This is a genomic window from Sphingosinicella sp., assembly GCF_041916975.1.
In the GTDB taxonomy this organism is placed as follows: domain Bacteria; phylum Pseudomonadota; class Alphaproteobacteria; order Sphingomonadales; family Sphingomonadaceae; genus Sphingosinicella.
The window spans coordinates 963,043-979,020 of sequence record NZ_JAYRYK010000001.1; the positions used below are offsets into that span (position 1 = coordinate 963,043).

The window sequence follows — 15,978 nt, forward strand, 5'->3', positions numbered from 1 at the left end:
GTTCCGGTTCTGAGTGAACCGGAACGACTCTAAATATCTTTTGTTTACCGTTATTTCCGAGCCGGCCGGTGATTCCACCTGCCTCGAAATCACTCTAGGCGGCTTCGTCCTTGGCCTTTTCTGCCCGCGCAGCAAACTGGTCCGCGAGCGATTCATGGATTTTCCGCAAGGCGGGCGCAACGGCACGGGCCGCCATCTCACGACATTCGGCCTCCCTCCGCAGGAGATATTCACGCACTTCGGGGACTGACATGAGACTCTCCTGGTGCCGCGGCTGACGCCGCGGAGCCGAGCGGTTCGGGAATGAGTCGCTGGTATGCGTGCCTTATAGCACGCGCGGCGGAATGTGCCGAATCGGGACAGATTTGAAGGGGTTGCAGCACAGGCGACAACGCGGGATGCTTGCCGCCTTGCGACAGGAGACACGGATGAAACAGCGCACGCTCGGCGCCAGCGGCCTTTCGGTCGCGCCCATCATGCTCGGCGGCAACGTCTTCGGCTGGACCGCCGACGAGAAGACGAGTTTCGCGGTGCTCGATGCCTTCGCCGCGGGCGGTGGCAATTTCATCGATACGGCAGACGTTTATTCGGCGTGGGTGCCGGGGAACAGCGGCGGCGAATCCGAAACGCTCATCGGCAAATGGCTGCGGGCGCGCGACAGGCGCGATAGCACCGTGATCGCGACCAAAGTTGGAATGCTCGATGGCGAAGGCGGCGCAGGACTGAAAGGTGGCCGCATCGCGGCGGCGTGCGAAGCCTCCCTGAAACGCCTGCAAACCGATGTGATCGATGTTTACTTCGCACACAAGGATGATCCCGAGACGCCGCTGGAAGAGACGCTGGCCGCGTTCGATGCGCTGGTGAAGGCGGGCAAGGTGCGCGCAATCGGGGCGTCGAACTACAGCCCCGCGCGGCTTGCGGAGGCGCTGGCGATCAGCGACCGGAACGGCTGGGCGCGCTTCACCGTGCTGCAGCCGCAATACAACCTGTTGAAACGCGACGAATATGAAGGCGCACTGCAGCGGCTCGCCATCGACGAGACGATCGGCGTGGTGCCCTACTACGGCCTTGCGAGCGGGTATCTCTCCGGCAAATACCGGACGCCCGCCGACCTCTCCGGGCCGCGCGCGGGCGCTGTGAAAAAATGGATGGAAGGCCGGGGCCCCGCTGTCCTCGCCGCGCTGGACATGGTTGCGGCGGAAACCGGCGCCAGCCTCGCCGCCATCGCGCTCGCTTGGCTGAAAGAGCAGCCCGGCATCACTGCACCGATCGCCAGCGCGAGCCGGCCGGAACAGGTCGCGGATTTGATTGCCGCGGCGACGCTGACGCTAACACCCGATCAGCTTGACCGTCTGACGGCGGCAGGGCGTTAGTAAACGCGCGCCTTCGGCTTGATGTACTCGATCTCGTCGGTGAGCGTGTAGGTGTGGACCGGGCGGTAATCGAGCTTCACGCCGCCACCCTTGCCGCCCCAGCCGTCGAACCATGAGACCGTGTGCCGCATGAAGTTCTCGTCGTCGCGGTTCGGGTAGTCCTCGTGCATGTGTGCGCCGCGGCTTTCCTTGCGGTTCGCAGCGCCGTGGATCGTCACCATCGCCTGGCTGATGAGGTTGTCGAGTTCCAGCGTTTCGACGAGGTCGGTGTTCCAGACGAGACCCTTGTCGGTGACGCGGATGTCCTGAACGCGCTCGTAGGTCTTCGTGAGCTTGCCGATGCCTTCCTGCAGCAGCTCGTCCGTGCGGAACACCGCGCAGTGCGCCTGCATGGTCTTCTGCATCTCGAGCCGCACGTCGGCAGTCGGCGAGCCGCCTGACGCATTGCGGAAGTGATCGAGGCGGCCGAGCGCGAGGTCGGTGGAGTCGCCCGGCAGCGGCTTGTGTGCGGTGCCCGGCTTGATGGTCTCGGCGACGCGGTGCGCTGTGGCGCGGCCGAAGACGACGAGATCGATGAGGCTGTTGGAGCCGAGACGGTTGGCCCCGTGCACCGAGACGCACGCCGCCTCGCCGACCGCGAACAGGCCGGGGACGACCGTGTCCGGGTTGCCGTTCTTCAGCGTGACGACCTCGCCGTGATAGTTCGTGGGGATGCCGCCCATGTTGTAGTGGACGGTCGGCACCACCGGGAGCGGCTGGCGCGTAAGGTCCACGCCCGCGAAGATCTTGCCGGTTTCGGTGATGCCGGGCAGGCGCTCGTGCAGGATCTTGGCGTCGATGTGGTTGAGGTGAAGGTAGATGTGGTCCTTCTCCTTGCCGACGCCCCGGCCCTCGCGGATTTCCATCGCCATCGAGCGCGAGACGACGTCGCGGCTGGCGAGATCCTTCGCCGACGGCGCATAGCGCTCCATGAAGCGCTCGCCTTCGGAGTTGGTGAGGTAGCCGCCCTCGCCGCGCGCGCCCTCGGTGATGAGGACGCCCGCGCCGTAGATGCCGGTCGGGTGGAACTGGACGAACTCCATGTCCTGCAGCGGCAGACCCGCGCGCAGCACCATGCCGCCGCCGTCACCCGTGCAGGTGTGCGCTGAGGTGGCGGAGAAGTAAGCGCGGCCGTAGCCGCCCGTCGCCAGCACGACGCTGTGCGAGCGGAAGCGGTGGATCGTACCGTCTTCCATGCACATGGCGATGACGCCGCGGCACTCGCCGTTCTCCATGATGAGATCGAGCGCGAAATATTCGATGAAGAAATCGGCGCTGTAACGCAGCGACTGCTGGTAGAGCGCGTGCAGCATGGCGTGCCCAGTGCGGTCGGCGGCGGCGCAGGTGCGCTGCGCAGGCGGACCGGCGCCCATGTTCTGCATCATGCCGCCGAACGGGCGCTGGTAGATCTTGCCCTCGCTGGTGCGGCTGAACGGCACGCCCGCGTGCTCAAGCTCGTAGACGGCGGCGGGCGCCTCGCGGCAGAGATACTCGATCGCGTCCTGATCGCCGAGCCAGTCCGACCCCTTGACGGTGTCGTACATGTGCCAGGTCCAGTGGTCCGGCCCCATGTTGCCGAGCGATGCAGCGATGCCGCCCTGCGCCGCGACAGTGTGCGAGCGCGTGGGGAACACCTTGGTGATGCAGGCGGTCTTCAGGCCCGCCTCGGCGATGCCCATCGTTGCGCGGAGCCCTGAGCCGCCTGCGCCGACGACGACGGCATCATAGGTGTGATCGATGATCTGATAGCTGCTGGTCATGCGTATTCAGTCCGTCAGGCGCCGAGCGCGATCTTGAGAATGGAGAAGACGCCGACGAGGCCGCCGGCAACCGCGAAGGCGCTGAGCGCGAGGAGCGAGGCGACCTTGGCGCCATCATGCAGATAGTCTTCGATCAGAACCTGAAGACCAAGCCGCAAGTGCCAGAAAACACTCACCACGAACAGGATGAGCGGTACTGCGACCAGCGGCTGCGCCATCCAGTCCGTAACCGTCTTGTGACCAAGATCCGGCAGGCGGACGAGCGACACGATGAACCAGACGACGAGCAGCAGGTTCGCAATCGCGGTGACCCGCTGGAGCCACCAGTGGTGCACGCCGGTTTTCGCCGCGCCGAGGCCGCGCACGCGGCCGATTTCGGTTCCACGTCCCATGGGTCGGCTCCTCAGAGGTACAGGATTATCGCCCAGGTGATCGCGGTAAGCGTCAGCGAGGCAAGGATGGTGAGCGTGGCGGTCAGCTTCGAGGTGGCGAGGTCGTAGCCCCAGCCCGTGTCCATCGCGAGATGGCGGATGCCCGACATCATGTGCTGATAGACCGCCCACGTCATCGCAACGAGGATCGTGATCCCGAACCAGCCCGACGCGATCGACAGGAACGTCTCGTAAGCCTCCGGTCCGGTCGCAGCGGCGACCAGCCACCAGAGGAACAACAGTGTACCGCCGATGGCGAGGCCGTCGCCCGTGGCGCGGTGCAGGATCGAAACCAGCATGTGGACGCGCCAGCGCCAGATGCCGAGGTGCGGTGAAAGCGGCCGGTTTACGGATGCCACGCTTTTATCCCCAGTTGAGTGCCCTTTTCACGGGTGCTTTTAGGGCGCGCGGCGAGTCGTGCAACTCTTATGCTTGCGAACGATTCTCAACTATGCCGATTCAGGCGCCGCGAAGGCGCTGGAGCGTCGAGAAGCGCGGGTTATCAACGGCAAGGCGCGCTGCGACACCCGCCTCCAGCGCATCGAGAAGCCCCGGCGTTTCCGCCGTCCACGCGCCCGAACGAATGCGCGCGCAGGCGGCGGTCACACGTTCCTCTGCCGGGACATCCGGCAGCAGCGCGCTGAGGGCCGCCGCTTCAACCTCACCAGGCCGTTCGCGCAGTTCGCGGGCCGCGATGGCAAGCGCATTCGCGGCAACCTTGGCGTGAAAGGCCATGCGGCCCGCGAGTTCGGCCTCGGCCTCTTTCAGAAAGGCGGCGGCGGCCTCGACAAGGTCAGCGGCTTCGATTCTCGACCGCATCGTTCAAAGCGCTCCGTGCTTCAGCATGAAGAGAATATCGGCTTCAGTTTCCGAGACGCGGCGCGCGATCGCGGCACGCTCGACGGACGCCACCTCGCCCGAAAGATGTGCGGCACCCATCTGCATACACATCACGCCCCAGCGCAGCGAACCCAGCATTTCGAACGCGAACGCAAGATCGCGGTCCACCGGCCTGCCGCCGGCCGCTTCATAGGCCGCGTAAAACGCCTCACGCTCCGCGAAGCCGCCAACGGGCATCTGCGTCTGGCCGAAGCGCCACGTGTTGGTGGAAAGCCATCCGATATCGAGCAGCGGATGGCCGACATGCGCGAGTTCCCAGTCGACGACCGCCGCAAGGCCGGTATCGCCGACAATGAAGTTCCCCGAACGGAAATCACCGTGGACGAGCACAAGATCGCCATCTTCGGGCAAACGATCGGCCAGCATGGCAAACGCCAGTTCGAACACCGGCACGGCGCCCTCGCAGCGATCATAGGTCTCGCGAAGCGCGCGAAGCTGCGCCTGCGGCGTCAACACGGGAAGCCGGAGGTCGGCGACGGCTTCGGCGCCGATCGCGTGGATGCGGGCGAGCGCTTCCGCGCAATCGGCGAGCATCGCGGCCCGCGCCTCGGCATAGGCATCGTCGCGCAGCCAGCGCGGCGCGAGCGTTTCGCCCTCCACGAACGCCATGACGAAGCCCTCGCCAAGGCCATCCTGCGGCGTCAGCACAGCGACCACCTCGGCAACGCGCACGCCCGCATTTCCGGCCCGTGTCTGCAGTGCGGCCTGCACTGCCCGCGACATGCCCTCCGCCGTCTGGCCGGGCGGCGTTACCTGCAGGATGAGCCGCCACGTCTGGCCTTCGCGAATGGCATCGACCGCATAGGTGAGCGAACTGGCCCCGCCCGAAAGCGGGATGACCGCCTCCACATCGACATGGCCGGGCACGGCCCGCTCGAGCACACGGGCAAGACGTGCGCGCGCTGCCCCCGGATCGGTCCTGTCTTGTTCCATTATGGATACGGTAGCGCCTCTTCGTAGCGCCGCAACTGCGCGATCTAACGGGGCGTTAACCCCGATCGGCTATATCGTTTCGCACTCGGCACCCCTATTTGCGCGAAAAGCAGGCGACAGAACCAACGCATGATCGACAACGAAACGGTCTCCTGGCGGGAGCGGCTGCGCTCTTATCGCATCACGGACGAGGATCAGCGTCTGATGCCCGAGCTTTGGCACGCGCTGGAACCGGTCGCGCCGCAGATGGCGCAGGCGTTCTGGGAGGTCTTCGGGCCTTCCGCGGGCGCGGGCGACGACCTGACGCCCGAACACAAGCGCATCATGATCGAAAACAGCGTTGCTTACACGCGCCAGAACCTCACCGATCCGCTCGATGCCGCGTGGATGGAGCGCGTTGCCCTGCACGGCAACGGCGTATTCGCGGCGGGCGCCAAGAGCCATGAGGCCGTGGGCGCATTCAGCTGCGCTTACGATGTCGCCTACGAACATCTGCCGCACGTGATCGAGGACCGCACGAAGCTCGCCAAGATGCTGCGCGTGCTTTCCAAGATATGCGAGCTTGAAGTGGACCTCGTGCTGACGCGCGTGCTGGTGCTGCGCGACAAGCAGCGCACCGACGAGATTCATGCGTATGGCGAGAAGTTCCGCACGCTGATCGCAAGCGCGGTCGAGCGCACCTCGCAGCGCTCCGCCGCCGTGCGCACACAGTCCGCGACCGCCGCGATCAAGGCGCGCGACATGCTTTCGAAATCGGCCGAAGTCGCCGCCGCTGCCGAGCAGTCCGCGATGGCGATGCGGCAGGCCGCAGAGACCGCCGCAGGCCTCATCCGCACCATCGAGGAAACCCGCGCGGAGGTGGACGGCGCCGCGACCGTTGCCGACCGCGCCACCGCGCAGGCTGGCGATGCGGTCGATTCCGTGACGCTGCTCGCCAAGCACAGCGAGACAATCGAATCGATCGTGAGCCTGATCCGCGACATTGCGGGGCAAACGAACCTCCTCGCCCTCAATGCCACGATCGAGGCGGCGCGTGCGGGTGACGCCGGGCGCGGCTTTGCCGTGGTTGCGCAGGAGGTGAAGTCGCTCGCCGGGCAGACGGCGCGCGCCACCGACGATATCGCCAAGCAGATCGCCGCGATTCAGGCCGCGACGCAGAGCACGGTCGCCGCGAACGGTTCGATCCGCGAGACGGTGGATGGCGTGCGCAAATCCGCCGATCGCATCAAGGGGGCGATGGACAATCAGGCAGCGACGGTGACGATGATCACCGGCTCAGTCGACGAGACCGCACTTTCCGCCGACGCGATGTCCGCCGCCATTGCCAGCATCCGCCTTTCGACCGAAAGCGTCGCGAGCGAGGTGGATACGGTGCGCGTGGTGTTCGCCGAGGTGGACGAACAACTGACGCAACTTCAAAGCGCGGTCGGCGAGTTCATGGCGGCCATCGCCGCCTGACACATTCCCCGCCGGGGATGGTGACAGGGCAGCCACGCGGCGGATAGACTCGCGCGCATGGCACGTCCCCACATCTTCATCACCGGCGCTTCGCGTGGCATCGGCGCAGCGACCATGGCCCTTATCCGCGAGGAAGACGCCCGCGTCGTCGGCCATGCCACAAGCGATGGCGGCGGACTGATCGGCGCCGATCTCAGCCTGCCGGGCGCGGGCCGGGCACTTTGGTATAGGGCGCTGGAGGCGCTGGATGGGCGCATCGACGTGCTCGTGAACAACGCGGGCGTCTTCGAGGACAACCCGCTGGACGCGAGCGATCCCGACTGGGACGCGCAGTGGGAGCGCGGCCTCGCCATCAATCTCAAAGCCGCGGCGGACCTCTCGCGCGCGGCGATCCTGCACTGGCGCGAACGCGGCAGCGGCGGGCGCATCGTCAACGTTGCAAGCCGCGCCGGGCACCGGGGCGATTCGCCCGCGCACTGGCACTATGCGGCGGCGAAGGCCGGCATGATCGCCATGACGAAAACAATCGCGCGGGCCCATGCGAGCGAAGGCATCCTCGGCTACGCAGTCGCGCCCGGCTTCACGATGACCGGCATGGCGGAAGACTATCTTTCGAGCCGCGGCGGCCAGCAGCTTCTCGCCGACATTCCGCTCGGCCGCGTCGCCGACCCCGGCGAGGTGGCGAACGCGATCATCTACCTGTCGCTGAAAGCGCCCGCCGCGATGACGGGCGCGACGCTCGACATCAACGGCGCGAGCTACGTCCGCTAAACCTCAGGCTTCGATGAGCACCTTGCCCATCGCCTTGCGGTCCATCATCCAGCGGATCGCCTCGGCACCGTCGGCCAGGCTGAAACGCCGGGAGATGTGTGGGTGCAACTTGCCCTCGGCAAGCCACTCGATCAGCTCTGCCATGTTCGCAGCGTGCAGCTTCGGCTCACGCATCGTGAACGCGCCCCAGAACACCCCGACGATCGACGCGCCCTTGATGAGTGCGAGGTTGAGCGGCAGCTTCGGAATCTCGCCGCCCGCGAAGCCGACGACGAGATAGCGGCCGTTCCAGCCGATCGAGCGGAACGCGGGCTCGGCGAACTTGTCGCCGACGGGATCGTAGATCACATCCGGCCCGGCGCCGCAGGTGCGCTTGATGCCCTCGCGGAGGTCTTCGGTGGAATAATTGATCGTCTCGTCCGCGCCGTATTCGCGGCAGAGCGCCAGCTTCTCGTCGGAAGAAGCAGCGGCCACGACACGCGCGCCCATCACCTTGCCAAGTTCCACCGCCGCGAGGCCGACGCCGCCCGCCGCGCCGAGTACGAACAGTGTTTCGCCCGGCTGGATGTTCGCGCGCTGCTTCAGCGCATGATGCGAGGTCGCGTAAGTCATGGTGAAGCCGGCCGCGATGTCGAGCGGCATCGAATCGGGCAGCGGCACGGCCTTCGATGCCTCCGCGATCAGATATTCGGCGAAACCGCCCGTTCCGATCATCGCGAGCACGCGATCGCCCGGCTTCAGGTGCGTGACGCCCTCTCCCACCGCATCGACCGTGCCCGCCGCCTCGCCGCCAGGCGAAAACGGCAGCGGCGGTTTGAACTGGTAGAGGTTCTGAATGATGAGCACGTCCGGGAAATTGACGCCCGCCGCCGCCACCCGGATGCGCACCTCTCCCTTGCCGGGTTCCGGCGTCGGCACCTCGCGCACGACCAGCTTTTCAGGGGGGCCGTGCTCCACGCAAAGCAGTGCCTTCATATTCTGTCCCTTTCACGATCCGCAGGTTGCCATTCGGCGTTCGGTCGGCACAATAACCGCATGAAGGGTGGGGACAATGCACGACAAAGATAGGCTTTCCGTCGCCGTGATGGGTGCCGGGCTGATCGGCTGTTACATCGGCGGGGCGCTTGCGGCGGGCGGCGCGCGGGTGACGCTGATCGGCCGCCCGACCTACATGGATGCGATCCGCGCGGAGGGCCTGCGCATTTCCGACGCGAGCGGGCGCGATACACTCGTTCCGGCTTCGGACGTTGTGCTGACGGAGAACCCGGCGGCCGCAGCGGGCGCGGACGTGGTGCTGGTGACGGTGAAGAGCGACGCGACGGCGGAAGCGGCCGCGGCGCTCGCGCCGTACCTTGCGGCGGGAACGCCGGTGCTGTCGCTTCAGAACGGCGCGGACAACGTTGCCGCCATTGCTGCCGCATTGCCGGAGGTACGCGCCTTTGCGGGCATGGTGCCGTTCAACGTCGCTGCGCGCGGCCCCGCCCATTTTCACCAGGCAACCGGCAGCCCCGTACAGATCGATGCCGACCCTGCGCTCGACCGGTTCGCAGACGTGCTTGCCGCAGGCGGCCTCCCGCCTGTGCGCAGCGCCGACATGGAGGGCGTGCTGTGGGGCAAGCTGCTCGTGAACCTCAACAACGCGATCAACGCGCTTTCGGGCAAGACGCTGGCGCAGGAGTTCGCCGACCGCGATTACCGGCGCGCGTGGGCGCTTTCGATGCGCGAAGGGCTCGGGCTCGTAAAGGCGGCGGGCATTCGCCCGGCGAGCGTGCTGCCGCTGCCGATCGAGCGGATGCCGCTCCTGCTGTCGCTGCCGAATTTCCTCTACCGGCGCATCGCCGCGCGGCAGAAAACCACGGTGGATCGGCACGCCCGCTCATCAATGGCGGACGACCTTGCGCGCGGGCGGCGCACGGAAGTCGATCACCTGAACGGCGCCGTCGTGCGACTCGCTGCAAGGCTGGGGCGCAAGGCGCCGGTGAACGCGAAACTTGTCGAGCTGGTGCGCGCTGCGGAAGCGGGCGCGCCGCCGATCCCCGGCAAGACGCTGCGTCAGACGCTCGCGGCGTCGACGAGGGCCTGAGCGAGCAGGCGGAACTCCTCCTCGCGCGGGCTCGATTTGCGCCAGACGAGTGCGATCTCGCGGAACGGCTTTTCGCCGTCGATCGGCCGCGTTTCGACATCGGTGCCGTTGAGGATACCCGCCTTCAGCGCCATGTCCGGCACGAGCGTGGTGCCCAGGCGATTGTCGACCATCTGGATGAGCGTGTGCAGCGAGGTGCCGACGACCGACGTTTCCGCACGGTACTCCGGCCGGCCACAGGCGGCGAGCGCGTGCTCCTTGAGGCAGTGCCCGTCCTCCAGCAGCAGCAGCCGGTCGGTATCGATGTCCTCGGGGTGGATCACCTTGCCGGCGCCGTGAATGTCGTCCTTGTGCGCAGCGATGTGGAAATAATCGCGGAACAGCTTCACACTTGCCACGTCGCCGCAGGGAAACGGTAGCGCGAGCAGCACGCAGTCGATCTGTCCCCGCCCGAGCGCATCGCACACCGAGGCACTCGTTTCCTCGCGCAGGTAGAGCTTGAGATCGGGCCAGGAGGCGCGCAGGCGCGGCAGCGCCTTCGGCAGGAAGAAAGGCGCGATCGTAGGGATCACGCCCATGCGGATCTCGCCCGTCAGCGGCCGCGCTTCGGCCTGCGCCAGCGCGGCGAGGTCTTCGGCCTCACGCAGCACGAGGATCGCCTTGCGCGCGATCTTCTCGCCGAGCGGCGTGAAGCGCACGACGCGGCGCGTGCGCTCGACGAGTGCGGCGTCGAGCAACGTTTCAAGCTCGCGGATGCCCGAAGAGAGCGTCGACTGGGTGACGAAGCAAGCATCGGCAGCGCGGCCGAAATGCTGGTGCTCGTGAAGCGCCGCAAGGTACTGGAGCTGCTTGAGCGTGGGCAGAAACGTCATCGGCTTTTTCGATCAGTCTGACCAGAATTATCCATTGGCTCCATAACGCGCCAGACGGATATACACAAGTCACTGAAGCCCCCGCGGCCCGCCGGATCATCCCCCTCCCGGCGGGCCGCATCCGTTTTGGGGATCGACGTTAAAAGAAGGCGCGCCAGATTCCATAGCCGCTGGTCAGCGTGAGAATGACGCCGACAATCATCAGGAGCGGGCGCGGCTCGACCTTTTTCGCAAGCCAGGCGCCGAGCGGCGCCGCGAGAACGCCGCCAATGAGGAGGCCAAGCATCGCCTTCGTGAAGAACTCGATGCCGAGCGAGAACAGGAATGTCGCCGAAACAGTGAGCGTCAGAAAGAACTCGGCGGTGTTGACCGTACCGATCGTCTTGCGCGGCGAGGCGCCCTGGATCAGCAGATTCGAGGTGACGACCGGACCCCAGCCGCCGCCGCCCGCCGCATCGAGAAACCCGCCGGCGAGACCGAGCGGCTCGACGATGCGCGGGTTCTTGATTTTCGGCGGATAACGCCAGCTGCGCCACATCAGCAGGATGCCGATGCACGACAAATAAGCCAGCACCATCGGCCGCGCAGCCTCCGCGGAAACCTGCGTGAGCAGATAGGCGCCGATGACACCACCGATGACGCCGGGAATGACGAGGCGCGCGAACAGCTTCCAGTCGACGTTGCGGTGTAGCGCATGGCTGATGCCCGAAACCGCCGTCGTGAACGTCTCCACCGTATGAACGCCGGCCGAGGCCGCCGCAGGCGGGACACCCAAGCTGACGAGGAGCGTCGATGAAATCACGCCGAACGCCATGCCAAGGGCACCGTCGACGAGCTGAGCCGCGAAACCCACGGCAATAAAAGACAAAAGTTCCGTCGACATAGGCGAGAGCGAATCCATCCTCGGCAATTCTCTACCGCTTTGATGGCATATAGCATCGCGGCGACAAACGAATTTTTCTTGGTCGCGCCAAACCCATATCCTTGCCGGGCTTTCAGCAGCCTCTGCACGGGGGCTGGCAATTCCGCCTTGCGCGCCTTAGATTCGGCTACGATCAGACCGAACCGGGGAAGCGTTCATCGCCATGTTCGAAACATTTGTTACCTACCTCGATTCGGTGAAGGCGCGGGACCCCTCGCCGCGCTCGCGCTGGGAAATCCTGCTGTATCCGGGCGTCCTCGCGCTTGGTCTGCACCGGGTGGCGCACTGGCTCTACCGTGGCGAGATGTTTTTTCTCGCGCGCTTCGTGAACCATCTTTCGCGGGCGCTGACGGCCATCGACATCCACCCCGGCGCGAAGATCGGCGAGCGGCTCTTCATTGACCACGGCTTTGTCGTGATCGGCGAAACCGCCGAGATCGGCGACGACGTGACGATGTACCAGGGCTCGACGCTCGGCGGCACGAATCCCACGAACGGCGTCGGCGGCAAACGCCACCCGACGATCGGCGACGGCGTCATCATCAGCCTCGGTGCGGCGATCCTCGGCCCGATCACGGTGGGCGCGGGCGCGCGTATCGGCGCGAACGCAGTCGTCACCAAGGACGTGGCGGAGGGGGCGACGATGGTCGGCATCCCGGCGCGCTCCACGCTTGTCGAGGTGAAGCCGGAAACGCAGGACTTCGTGCCCTACGGCACGCCGTGCAGCGAGAAGTTCGATCCGCAGACGCAGCAGCTCGAAATCCTGCGCTGCGAGGTGGAAACGCTGCGCAAGCGGCTCGCGGAGCTGACCCCCGCCGACCTCAAGCCCGCCAAGCCGGGGGCCTCCGCCCGGAAGGCATGAACAACGTCACGCCCCTTTTCGCGGGGCGTGGCCCCACTCAGGTCATCTTCGACCGCCACGAGCTGAACCACATTATGAGCCTGTACGGCCGCATGGTGGCCGCTGGGCTGTGGCGCGACTACGCGGTGGACATGAACCGTGACGAGGCTGTGTTTTCCGCCTTCCGCCGCGCGTCCGAACGCCCGGAAATCCGCGTTGTGAAACGGCCCGAACTGCGCGCACGACAGGGGCAGTACCTACTTCTCGGCGAAGCTGGCGCCGTGCTGCGCCGGGGCCACGAGCTGCCGCCGCTGCTTGCGCCGCTGGAGCGCAAGCTTTTGAAGCTGGTCGAAGTCTAGCCCTTCAGCTCGCCGAGCCGCGACATAACGAGGCCGCCCTGCTCGGCGCCGTTCGTTGGCACGGTTTCGCCAGTGCGGTCGGTGATCTCGGCGATCCGCGCTGCGACAGTTTCCACCGTGCGATCGGCTTCGGGCACCATGATGCCGTGCGTCAGCGTAACGTGGGCGGCGTGGAAGCCCCCTGCCCCAGCGCCAAGGATCGTGCTCGTCGGCGCCACGTTGCTGACGAGATAGAGCGCCGCAGGAACCACGTTTTTCGGCGCGAGCAGCCGCAGCATCTCTTCGGGCATGATGTCCTCGGTCATGCGCGTGCCCGCGACCGGGAAGATCGAATTGACGTGGATGTTCGACTTGGCGCCCTCAAGCGCGAGTGTCTTCATAAGGCCTACCAGGCCGAGCTTCGCCGCACCATAGTTCGCCTGTCCGAAATTGCCGTAAAGGCCGGTCGACGACGAGGTCATCAGGATGCGGCCGTAGCCGGCATCGCGCATCGCGTCCCAGACCGCCTTGGTGCAGTTCACCGAGCCCATCAGGTGCACATCGAGTACGAAGCGGAAGTCATCGAGCGTCATCTTCGCGAAACTCTTGTCGCGCAGCACGCCCGCGTTGTTGATGAGGATGTCGATCCGACCCCAGCGTGAGAGCGTATCGGCAACCATCGCCTCGACTGCTCCGAAATCGGTGACGCTCGCGGGGTTCGCAACCGCTGTGCCACCCTTCGCCACGATCTCCGCGACCACAACCTCCGCCGCGCTCGCCGATCCGCCGCTGCCGTCGCGCGCACCGCCGAAATCGTTGACGACGACCTTCGCGCCGCGTGCAGCCAGCTCCAGCGCATATTCGCGGCCGAGACCGCCGCCAGCGCCGGTAACGATGGCAACGCGGTCCTTGAAATCGATGGTCATAAACAGCTCCCCGAAGACAAAATCGGGGATTTGCCTAGCGAAGCACCACGTCCGCGAAAACCCGTCTTATGCGACAGCTTCCCGGCGGCCATCCGTATCGAGCGAGTACCCCGCCGAGCGCACCGTGCGGATCACATCCGGCAGACCATCGAGGTTGATAGCCTTCCGGAGCCGGCGGATATGCACGTCGACCGTGCGCTGCTCCACGTAGACGTCGCGGCCCCAGACGGAATCCAGAAGCTGCTCGCGCGAGAAGACACGGCCCGGATGCTCTAGGAAGTGCCGCAGCAAGCGAAACTCCGTGGGTCCGAGCGCTACGGGCTGGCCGTCGCGCGTCACCTTGTGCGCGGTCGTATCCATGAAGATACCCGCATATTCGAGGTTACCGCCGGCAAGCGCCGGGCGCAGGCGACGCAGCACGGCGCGGATGCGCGCGACGAGTTCGCGCGGGCTGAACGGCTTCGTGATGTAATCGTCGGCGCCGATTTCAAGGCCGCGGATGCGGTCCGCCTCCTCTGTACGCGCCGTCAGCATGATGATCGGCAGGTTCGCGGTGGCGGGCTCGCGGCGCATGCGGCGACAGACCTCGATGCCCGAGAGGTTGACGATCATCCAGTCGAGCAGAACGAGATCGGGCTTCTCCTCATCCGCCAGAACCAGCGCCTCTTCGCCGTCTTCCGTGCTGACGACCGCGAAATCTTCCTGCTCCAGATTGTACCGGATCAGCTCGACGAGGTTCGCGTCGTCCTCGACCACCAGAATCTTCGGCTTCATGTCGCTATCGCTCCTGTTCGCCTTCGACGTCCTCGCTCACCGTGTAAACGGTTTCATCGGCCTTCTGCCGATCGGTCAGATGTTCGCCCGTGGCGGAATAATAGACGACCTCGGCGATGTTGGTGGCGTGGTCGCCGATCCGCTCGAGGTTCTTTGCGATGAACAGCATGTGCGTGGAGGGCGTGATGTGATGGGGGTTTTCCATCATGAATGTCAGCAGCGCCCGGAACAGGCTGTTGTAATATTCATCGACCGAATTGTCGCGCTTCCACACGTCGCGCGCGAGTTCGGGATCGCGGCGCGCATAGGCATCGAGCGCGTCATCCACCATCTGCGAAACGATGCGCGCCATTTCGGGCACGATCACCATCGGGCGGATCGGCGAATCCTGCGCGATCGAATTCACGCGCTTCGCATTGTTCTTGGCGTAGTCGCCGATGCGTTCGATCACTGCCGAGATCTTGAGCGCGGCGATCACCTCGCGAAGGTCGTCGGCAAGCGGCGCACGGCGTGCGATCGTGGCGATGGCGAGCTGCTCGACCTCCGCCTCGATCCTGTCGATGCGTGGATCGGACTGGACGACCGCCTGCGCGGCCTCTGCGTCGCGCGCGACGATGGCGGCGACCGAGCGATCGACCTGATCCTTCGCAAGCCCGCCCATCTCGCCGATGAGCAGGCGCAGCTGCCGCAGATCCTCGTCGAAGGATTTGACCGTGTGCGCGGTGGGCGTGGTGTTCATGGCGTTCCTGCCTTCTAGCCGAAGCGGCCGGTAATATAGTCCTTGGTACGCTGCTCGCGCGGATTGGTGAAGATTTCCGCGGTATCGCCGTATTCGACGAGCGTGCCCAGATGGAAGAAGGCCGTGCGCTGGCTGACGCGCGCCGCCTGCTGCATGTTGTGCGTGACGATCACGATCGCGTAGCGGCCGCGCAGATCGTCGATCAGCTCTTCGATCTTCGCAGTGGCGATGGGATCGAGCGCCGAGCACGGCTCGTCCATCAGGATCACCTCGGGATCGACGGCGATGGCGCGCGCGATGCACAGGCGCTGCTGCTGGCCGCCCGAAAGCGCCGTGCCGCTGTCCTGCAGGCGATCCTTCACCTCGTTCCAGAGGCTGGCGCGCACGAGGCTCTGTTCGACGATGGCGTCGAGTTCCGCCTTGCTGGAGGCGAGCCCGTGGATGCGCGGGCCGTAGGCGACGTTCTCGTAGATCGATTTTGGAAACGGGTTCGGCTTCTGGAACACCATGCCGACACGCGCGCGGAGTTGCACCACGTCCATATCAGGCGCGTAGATGTCGTGGCCTTCGAGTTCGATGCGACCTTCGATGCGGGCTGCGTCGATCGTATCGTTCATGCGGTTGAGGCAGCGCAGGAAAGTGGACTTGCCGCAGCCCGACGGACCGATGAAGGCTGTGACGAGATCGGTGTGCACGTCGATGGAGACACCGTTCAGTGCCTGTTTCTCGCCGTAAAAGACCTTGACGTCGCGCGCCGTCATTTTCGGCTGCGACGACACAGTCGCCTCCGCACTCGCCGTCATGGTCGCCATCATATC

The 15,978-nt window shown here is 65.7% G+C and carries 19 protein-coding genes; 6 read left to right on the plus strand and 13 right to left on the minus strand.

Going from position 1 to position 15,978, the window contains the following annotated elements; translation table 11 throughout:
* Nucleotides 1-94: 94 nt before the first annotated feature.
* Complete coding sequence (locus tag ACE3TJ_RS04435; protein WP_374594252.1) at nucleotides 95-253, minus strand: hypothetical protein; 159 nt, start codon at nucleotides 251-253, stop codon at nucleotides 95-97.
* A gap of 175 nt (nucleotides 254-428) precedes the next feature.
* Between ACE3TJ_RS04435 and ACE3TJ_RS04440 the strand changes: the two genes are divergently transcribed.
* Nucleotides 429-1,373: an aldo/keto reductase gene (locus tag ACE3TJ_RS04440; RefSeq protein WP_374594254.1), complete on the plus strand. Its 945-nt coding sequence runs from the start codon at nucleotides 429-431 to the stop codon at nucleotides 1,371-1,373.
* Here ACE3TJ_RS04440 and sdhA read toward each other — a convergent pair.
* The 5 genes from sdhA to ACE3TJ_RS04465 form a co-directional block, all read right to left on the minus strand.
* Nucleotides 1,370-3,172, minus strand: a complete 1,803-nt coding sequence (sdhA, locus tag ACE3TJ_RS04445; protein ID WP_374594256.1) for a succinate dehydrogenase flavoprotein subunit — start codon at nucleotides 3,170-3,172, stop codon at nucleotides 1,370-1,372. The genes ACE3TJ_RS04440 and sdhA overlap by 4 nt on opposite strands.
* Before the next feature lie 14 nt (nucleotides 3,173-3,186).
* Complete coding sequence (gene sdhD, locus ACE3TJ_RS04450) at nucleotides 3,187-3,564, minus strand: succinate dehydrogenase, hydrophobic membrane anchor protein (protein ID WP_374594258.1); 378 nt, start codon at nucleotides 3,562-3,564, stop codon at nucleotides 3,187-3,189.
* A gap of 11 nt (nucleotides 3,565-3,575) precedes the next feature.
* The gene (gene sdhC, locus ACE3TJ_RS04455) at nucleotides 3,576-3,962 is read right to left on the minus strand and encodes a succinate dehydrogenase, cytochrome b556 subunit (protein ID WP_374594260.1); all 387 of its coding nucleotides are present in this window, start codon (nucleotides 3,960-3,962) and stop codon (nucleotides 3,576-3,578) included.
* A gap of 100 nt (nucleotides 3,963-4,062) precedes the next feature.
* Nucleotides 4,063-4,422: a DUF6285 domain-containing protein gene (locus ACE3TJ_RS04460; protein ID WP_374594262.1), complete on the minus strand. Its 360-nt coding sequence runs from the start codon at nucleotides 4,420-4,422 to the stop codon at nucleotides 4,063-4,065.
* 3 nt (nucleotides 4,423-4,425) lie between these two features.
* Nucleotides 4,426-5,436: a phosphotransferase family protein gene (locus tag ACE3TJ_RS04465; protein WP_374594264.1), complete on the minus strand. Its 1,011-nt coding sequence runs from the start codon at nucleotides 5,434-5,436 to the stop codon at nucleotides 4,426-4,428.
* Between the two features lie 129 nt (nucleotides 5,437-5,565).
* Here ACE3TJ_RS04465 and ACE3TJ_RS04470 point away from each other — a divergent pair, with 129 nt between their 5' ends.
* Entirely contained in the window at nucleotides 5,566-6,894 is a 1,329-nt protein-coding gene (locus ACE3TJ_RS04470) for a methyl-accepting chemotaxis protein (protein WP_374594266.1), read from the plus strand.
* 57 nt (nucleotides 6,895-6,951) lie between these two features.
* Nucleotides 6,952-7,665, plus strand: coding sequence for an SDR family NAD(P)-dependent oxidoreductase (locus ACE3TJ_RS04475; protein ID WP_374594269.1), 714 nt, complete (start codon nucleotides 6,952-6,954; stop codon nucleotides 7,663-7,665).
* 3 nt (nucleotides 7,666-7,668) lie between these two features.
* On the opposite strand, the gene ACE3TJ_RS04480 is transcribed toward ACE3TJ_RS04475, so the two are convergent.
* Nucleotides 7,669-8,640, minus strand: a complete 972-nt coding sequence (locus ACE3TJ_RS04480; protein ID WP_374594271.1) for an NADPH:quinone oxidoreductase family protein — start codon at nucleotides 8,638-8,640, stop codon at nucleotides 7,669-7,671.
* A gap of 76 nt (nucleotides 8,641-8,716) precedes the next feature.
* On the opposite strand from ACE3TJ_RS04480, the gene ACE3TJ_RS04485 reads away from it, so the two are divergent.
* Nucleotides 8,717-9,748 (plus strand): 2-dehydropantoate 2-reductase, encoded by a 1,032-nt coding sequence (locus tag ACE3TJ_RS04485; RefSeq protein WP_374594273.1) that lies wholly within the window; start codon nucleotides 8,717-8,719, stop codon nucleotides 9,746-9,748.
* On the opposite strand, the gene ACE3TJ_RS04490 is transcribed toward ACE3TJ_RS04485, so the two are convergent.
* Nucleotides 9,718-10,620 (minus strand): hydrogen peroxide-inducible genes activator, encoded by a 903-nt coding sequence (locus ACE3TJ_RS04490; RefSeq protein WP_374594275.1) that lies wholly within the window; start codon nucleotides 10,618-10,620, stop codon nucleotides 9,718-9,720. The two genes, ACE3TJ_RS04485 and ACE3TJ_RS04490, sit on opposite strands and share 31 nt — an antisense overlap.
* 139 nt (nucleotides 10,621-10,759) lie before the next feature.
* Nucleotides 10,760-11,503, minus strand: coding sequence for a sulfite exporter TauE/SafE family protein (locus tag ACE3TJ_RS04495; protein WP_374594277.1), 744 nt, complete (start codon nucleotides 11,501-11,503; stop codon nucleotides 10,760-10,762).
* 202 nt (nucleotides 11,504-11,705) lie between these two features.
* Here ACE3TJ_RS04495 and epsC point away from each other — a divergent pair, with 202 nt between their 5' ends.
* Both epsC and ACE3TJ_RS04505 read left to right on the plus strand, forming a co-directional pair.
* Entirely contained in the window at nucleotides 11,706-12,404 is a 699-nt protein-coding gene (gene epsC / locus ACE3TJ_RS04500) for a serine O-acetyltransferase EpsC (RefSeq protein ID WP_374594279.1), read from the plus strand.
* Complete coding sequence (locus ACE3TJ_RS04505) at nucleotides 12,401-12,742, plus strand: DUF2794 domain-containing protein (RefSeq protein WP_374594281.1); 342 nt, start codon at nucleotides 12,401-12,403, stop codon at nucleotides 12,740-12,742. Before epsC ends, ACE3TJ_RS04505 begins: the two co-directional genes overlap by 4 nt.
* On the opposite strand, the gene ACE3TJ_RS04510 is transcribed toward ACE3TJ_RS04505, so the two are convergent.
* The 4 genes from ACE3TJ_RS04510 to pstB form a co-directional block, all read right to left on the minus strand.
* Complete coding sequence (locus tag ACE3TJ_RS04510) at nucleotides 12,739-13,647, minus strand: SDR family NAD(P)-dependent oxidoreductase (protein ID WP_374594283.1); 909 nt, start codon at nucleotides 13,645-13,647, stop codon at nucleotides 12,739-12,741. The two genes, ACE3TJ_RS04505 and ACE3TJ_RS04510, sit on opposite strands and share 4 nt — an antisense overlap.
* A gap of 66 nt (nucleotides 13,648-13,713) precedes the next feature.
* Nucleotides 13,714-14,421 carry a phosphate regulon transcriptional regulator PhoB gene (gene phoB / locus ACE3TJ_RS04515; RefSeq protein WP_121051814.1) on the minus strand — a complete coding sequence of 236 codons (708 nt, stop codon included), beginning with the start codon at nucleotides 14,419-14,421 and terminating at the stop codon, nucleotides 13,714-13,716.
* Between the two features lie 4 nt (nucleotides 14,422-14,425).
* A complete protein-coding gene (gene phoU / locus ACE3TJ_RS04520) occupies nucleotides 14,426-15,160 on the minus strand; it encodes a phosphate signaling complex protein PhoU (RefSeq protein ID WP_374594286.1) in 735 nt (244 codons plus the stop codon).
* Nucleotides 15,161-15,174: 14 nt separating this feature from the next.
* Nucleotides 15,175-15,975 carry a phosphate ABC transporter ATP-binding protein PstB gene (gene pstB / locus ACE3TJ_RS04525; RefSeq protein WP_374599307.1) on the minus strand — a complete coding sequence of 267 codons (801 nt, stop codon included), beginning with the start codon at nucleotides 15,973-15,975 and terminating at the stop codon, nucleotides 15,175-15,177.
* Nucleotides 15,976-15,978: the final 3 nt, after the last annotated feature.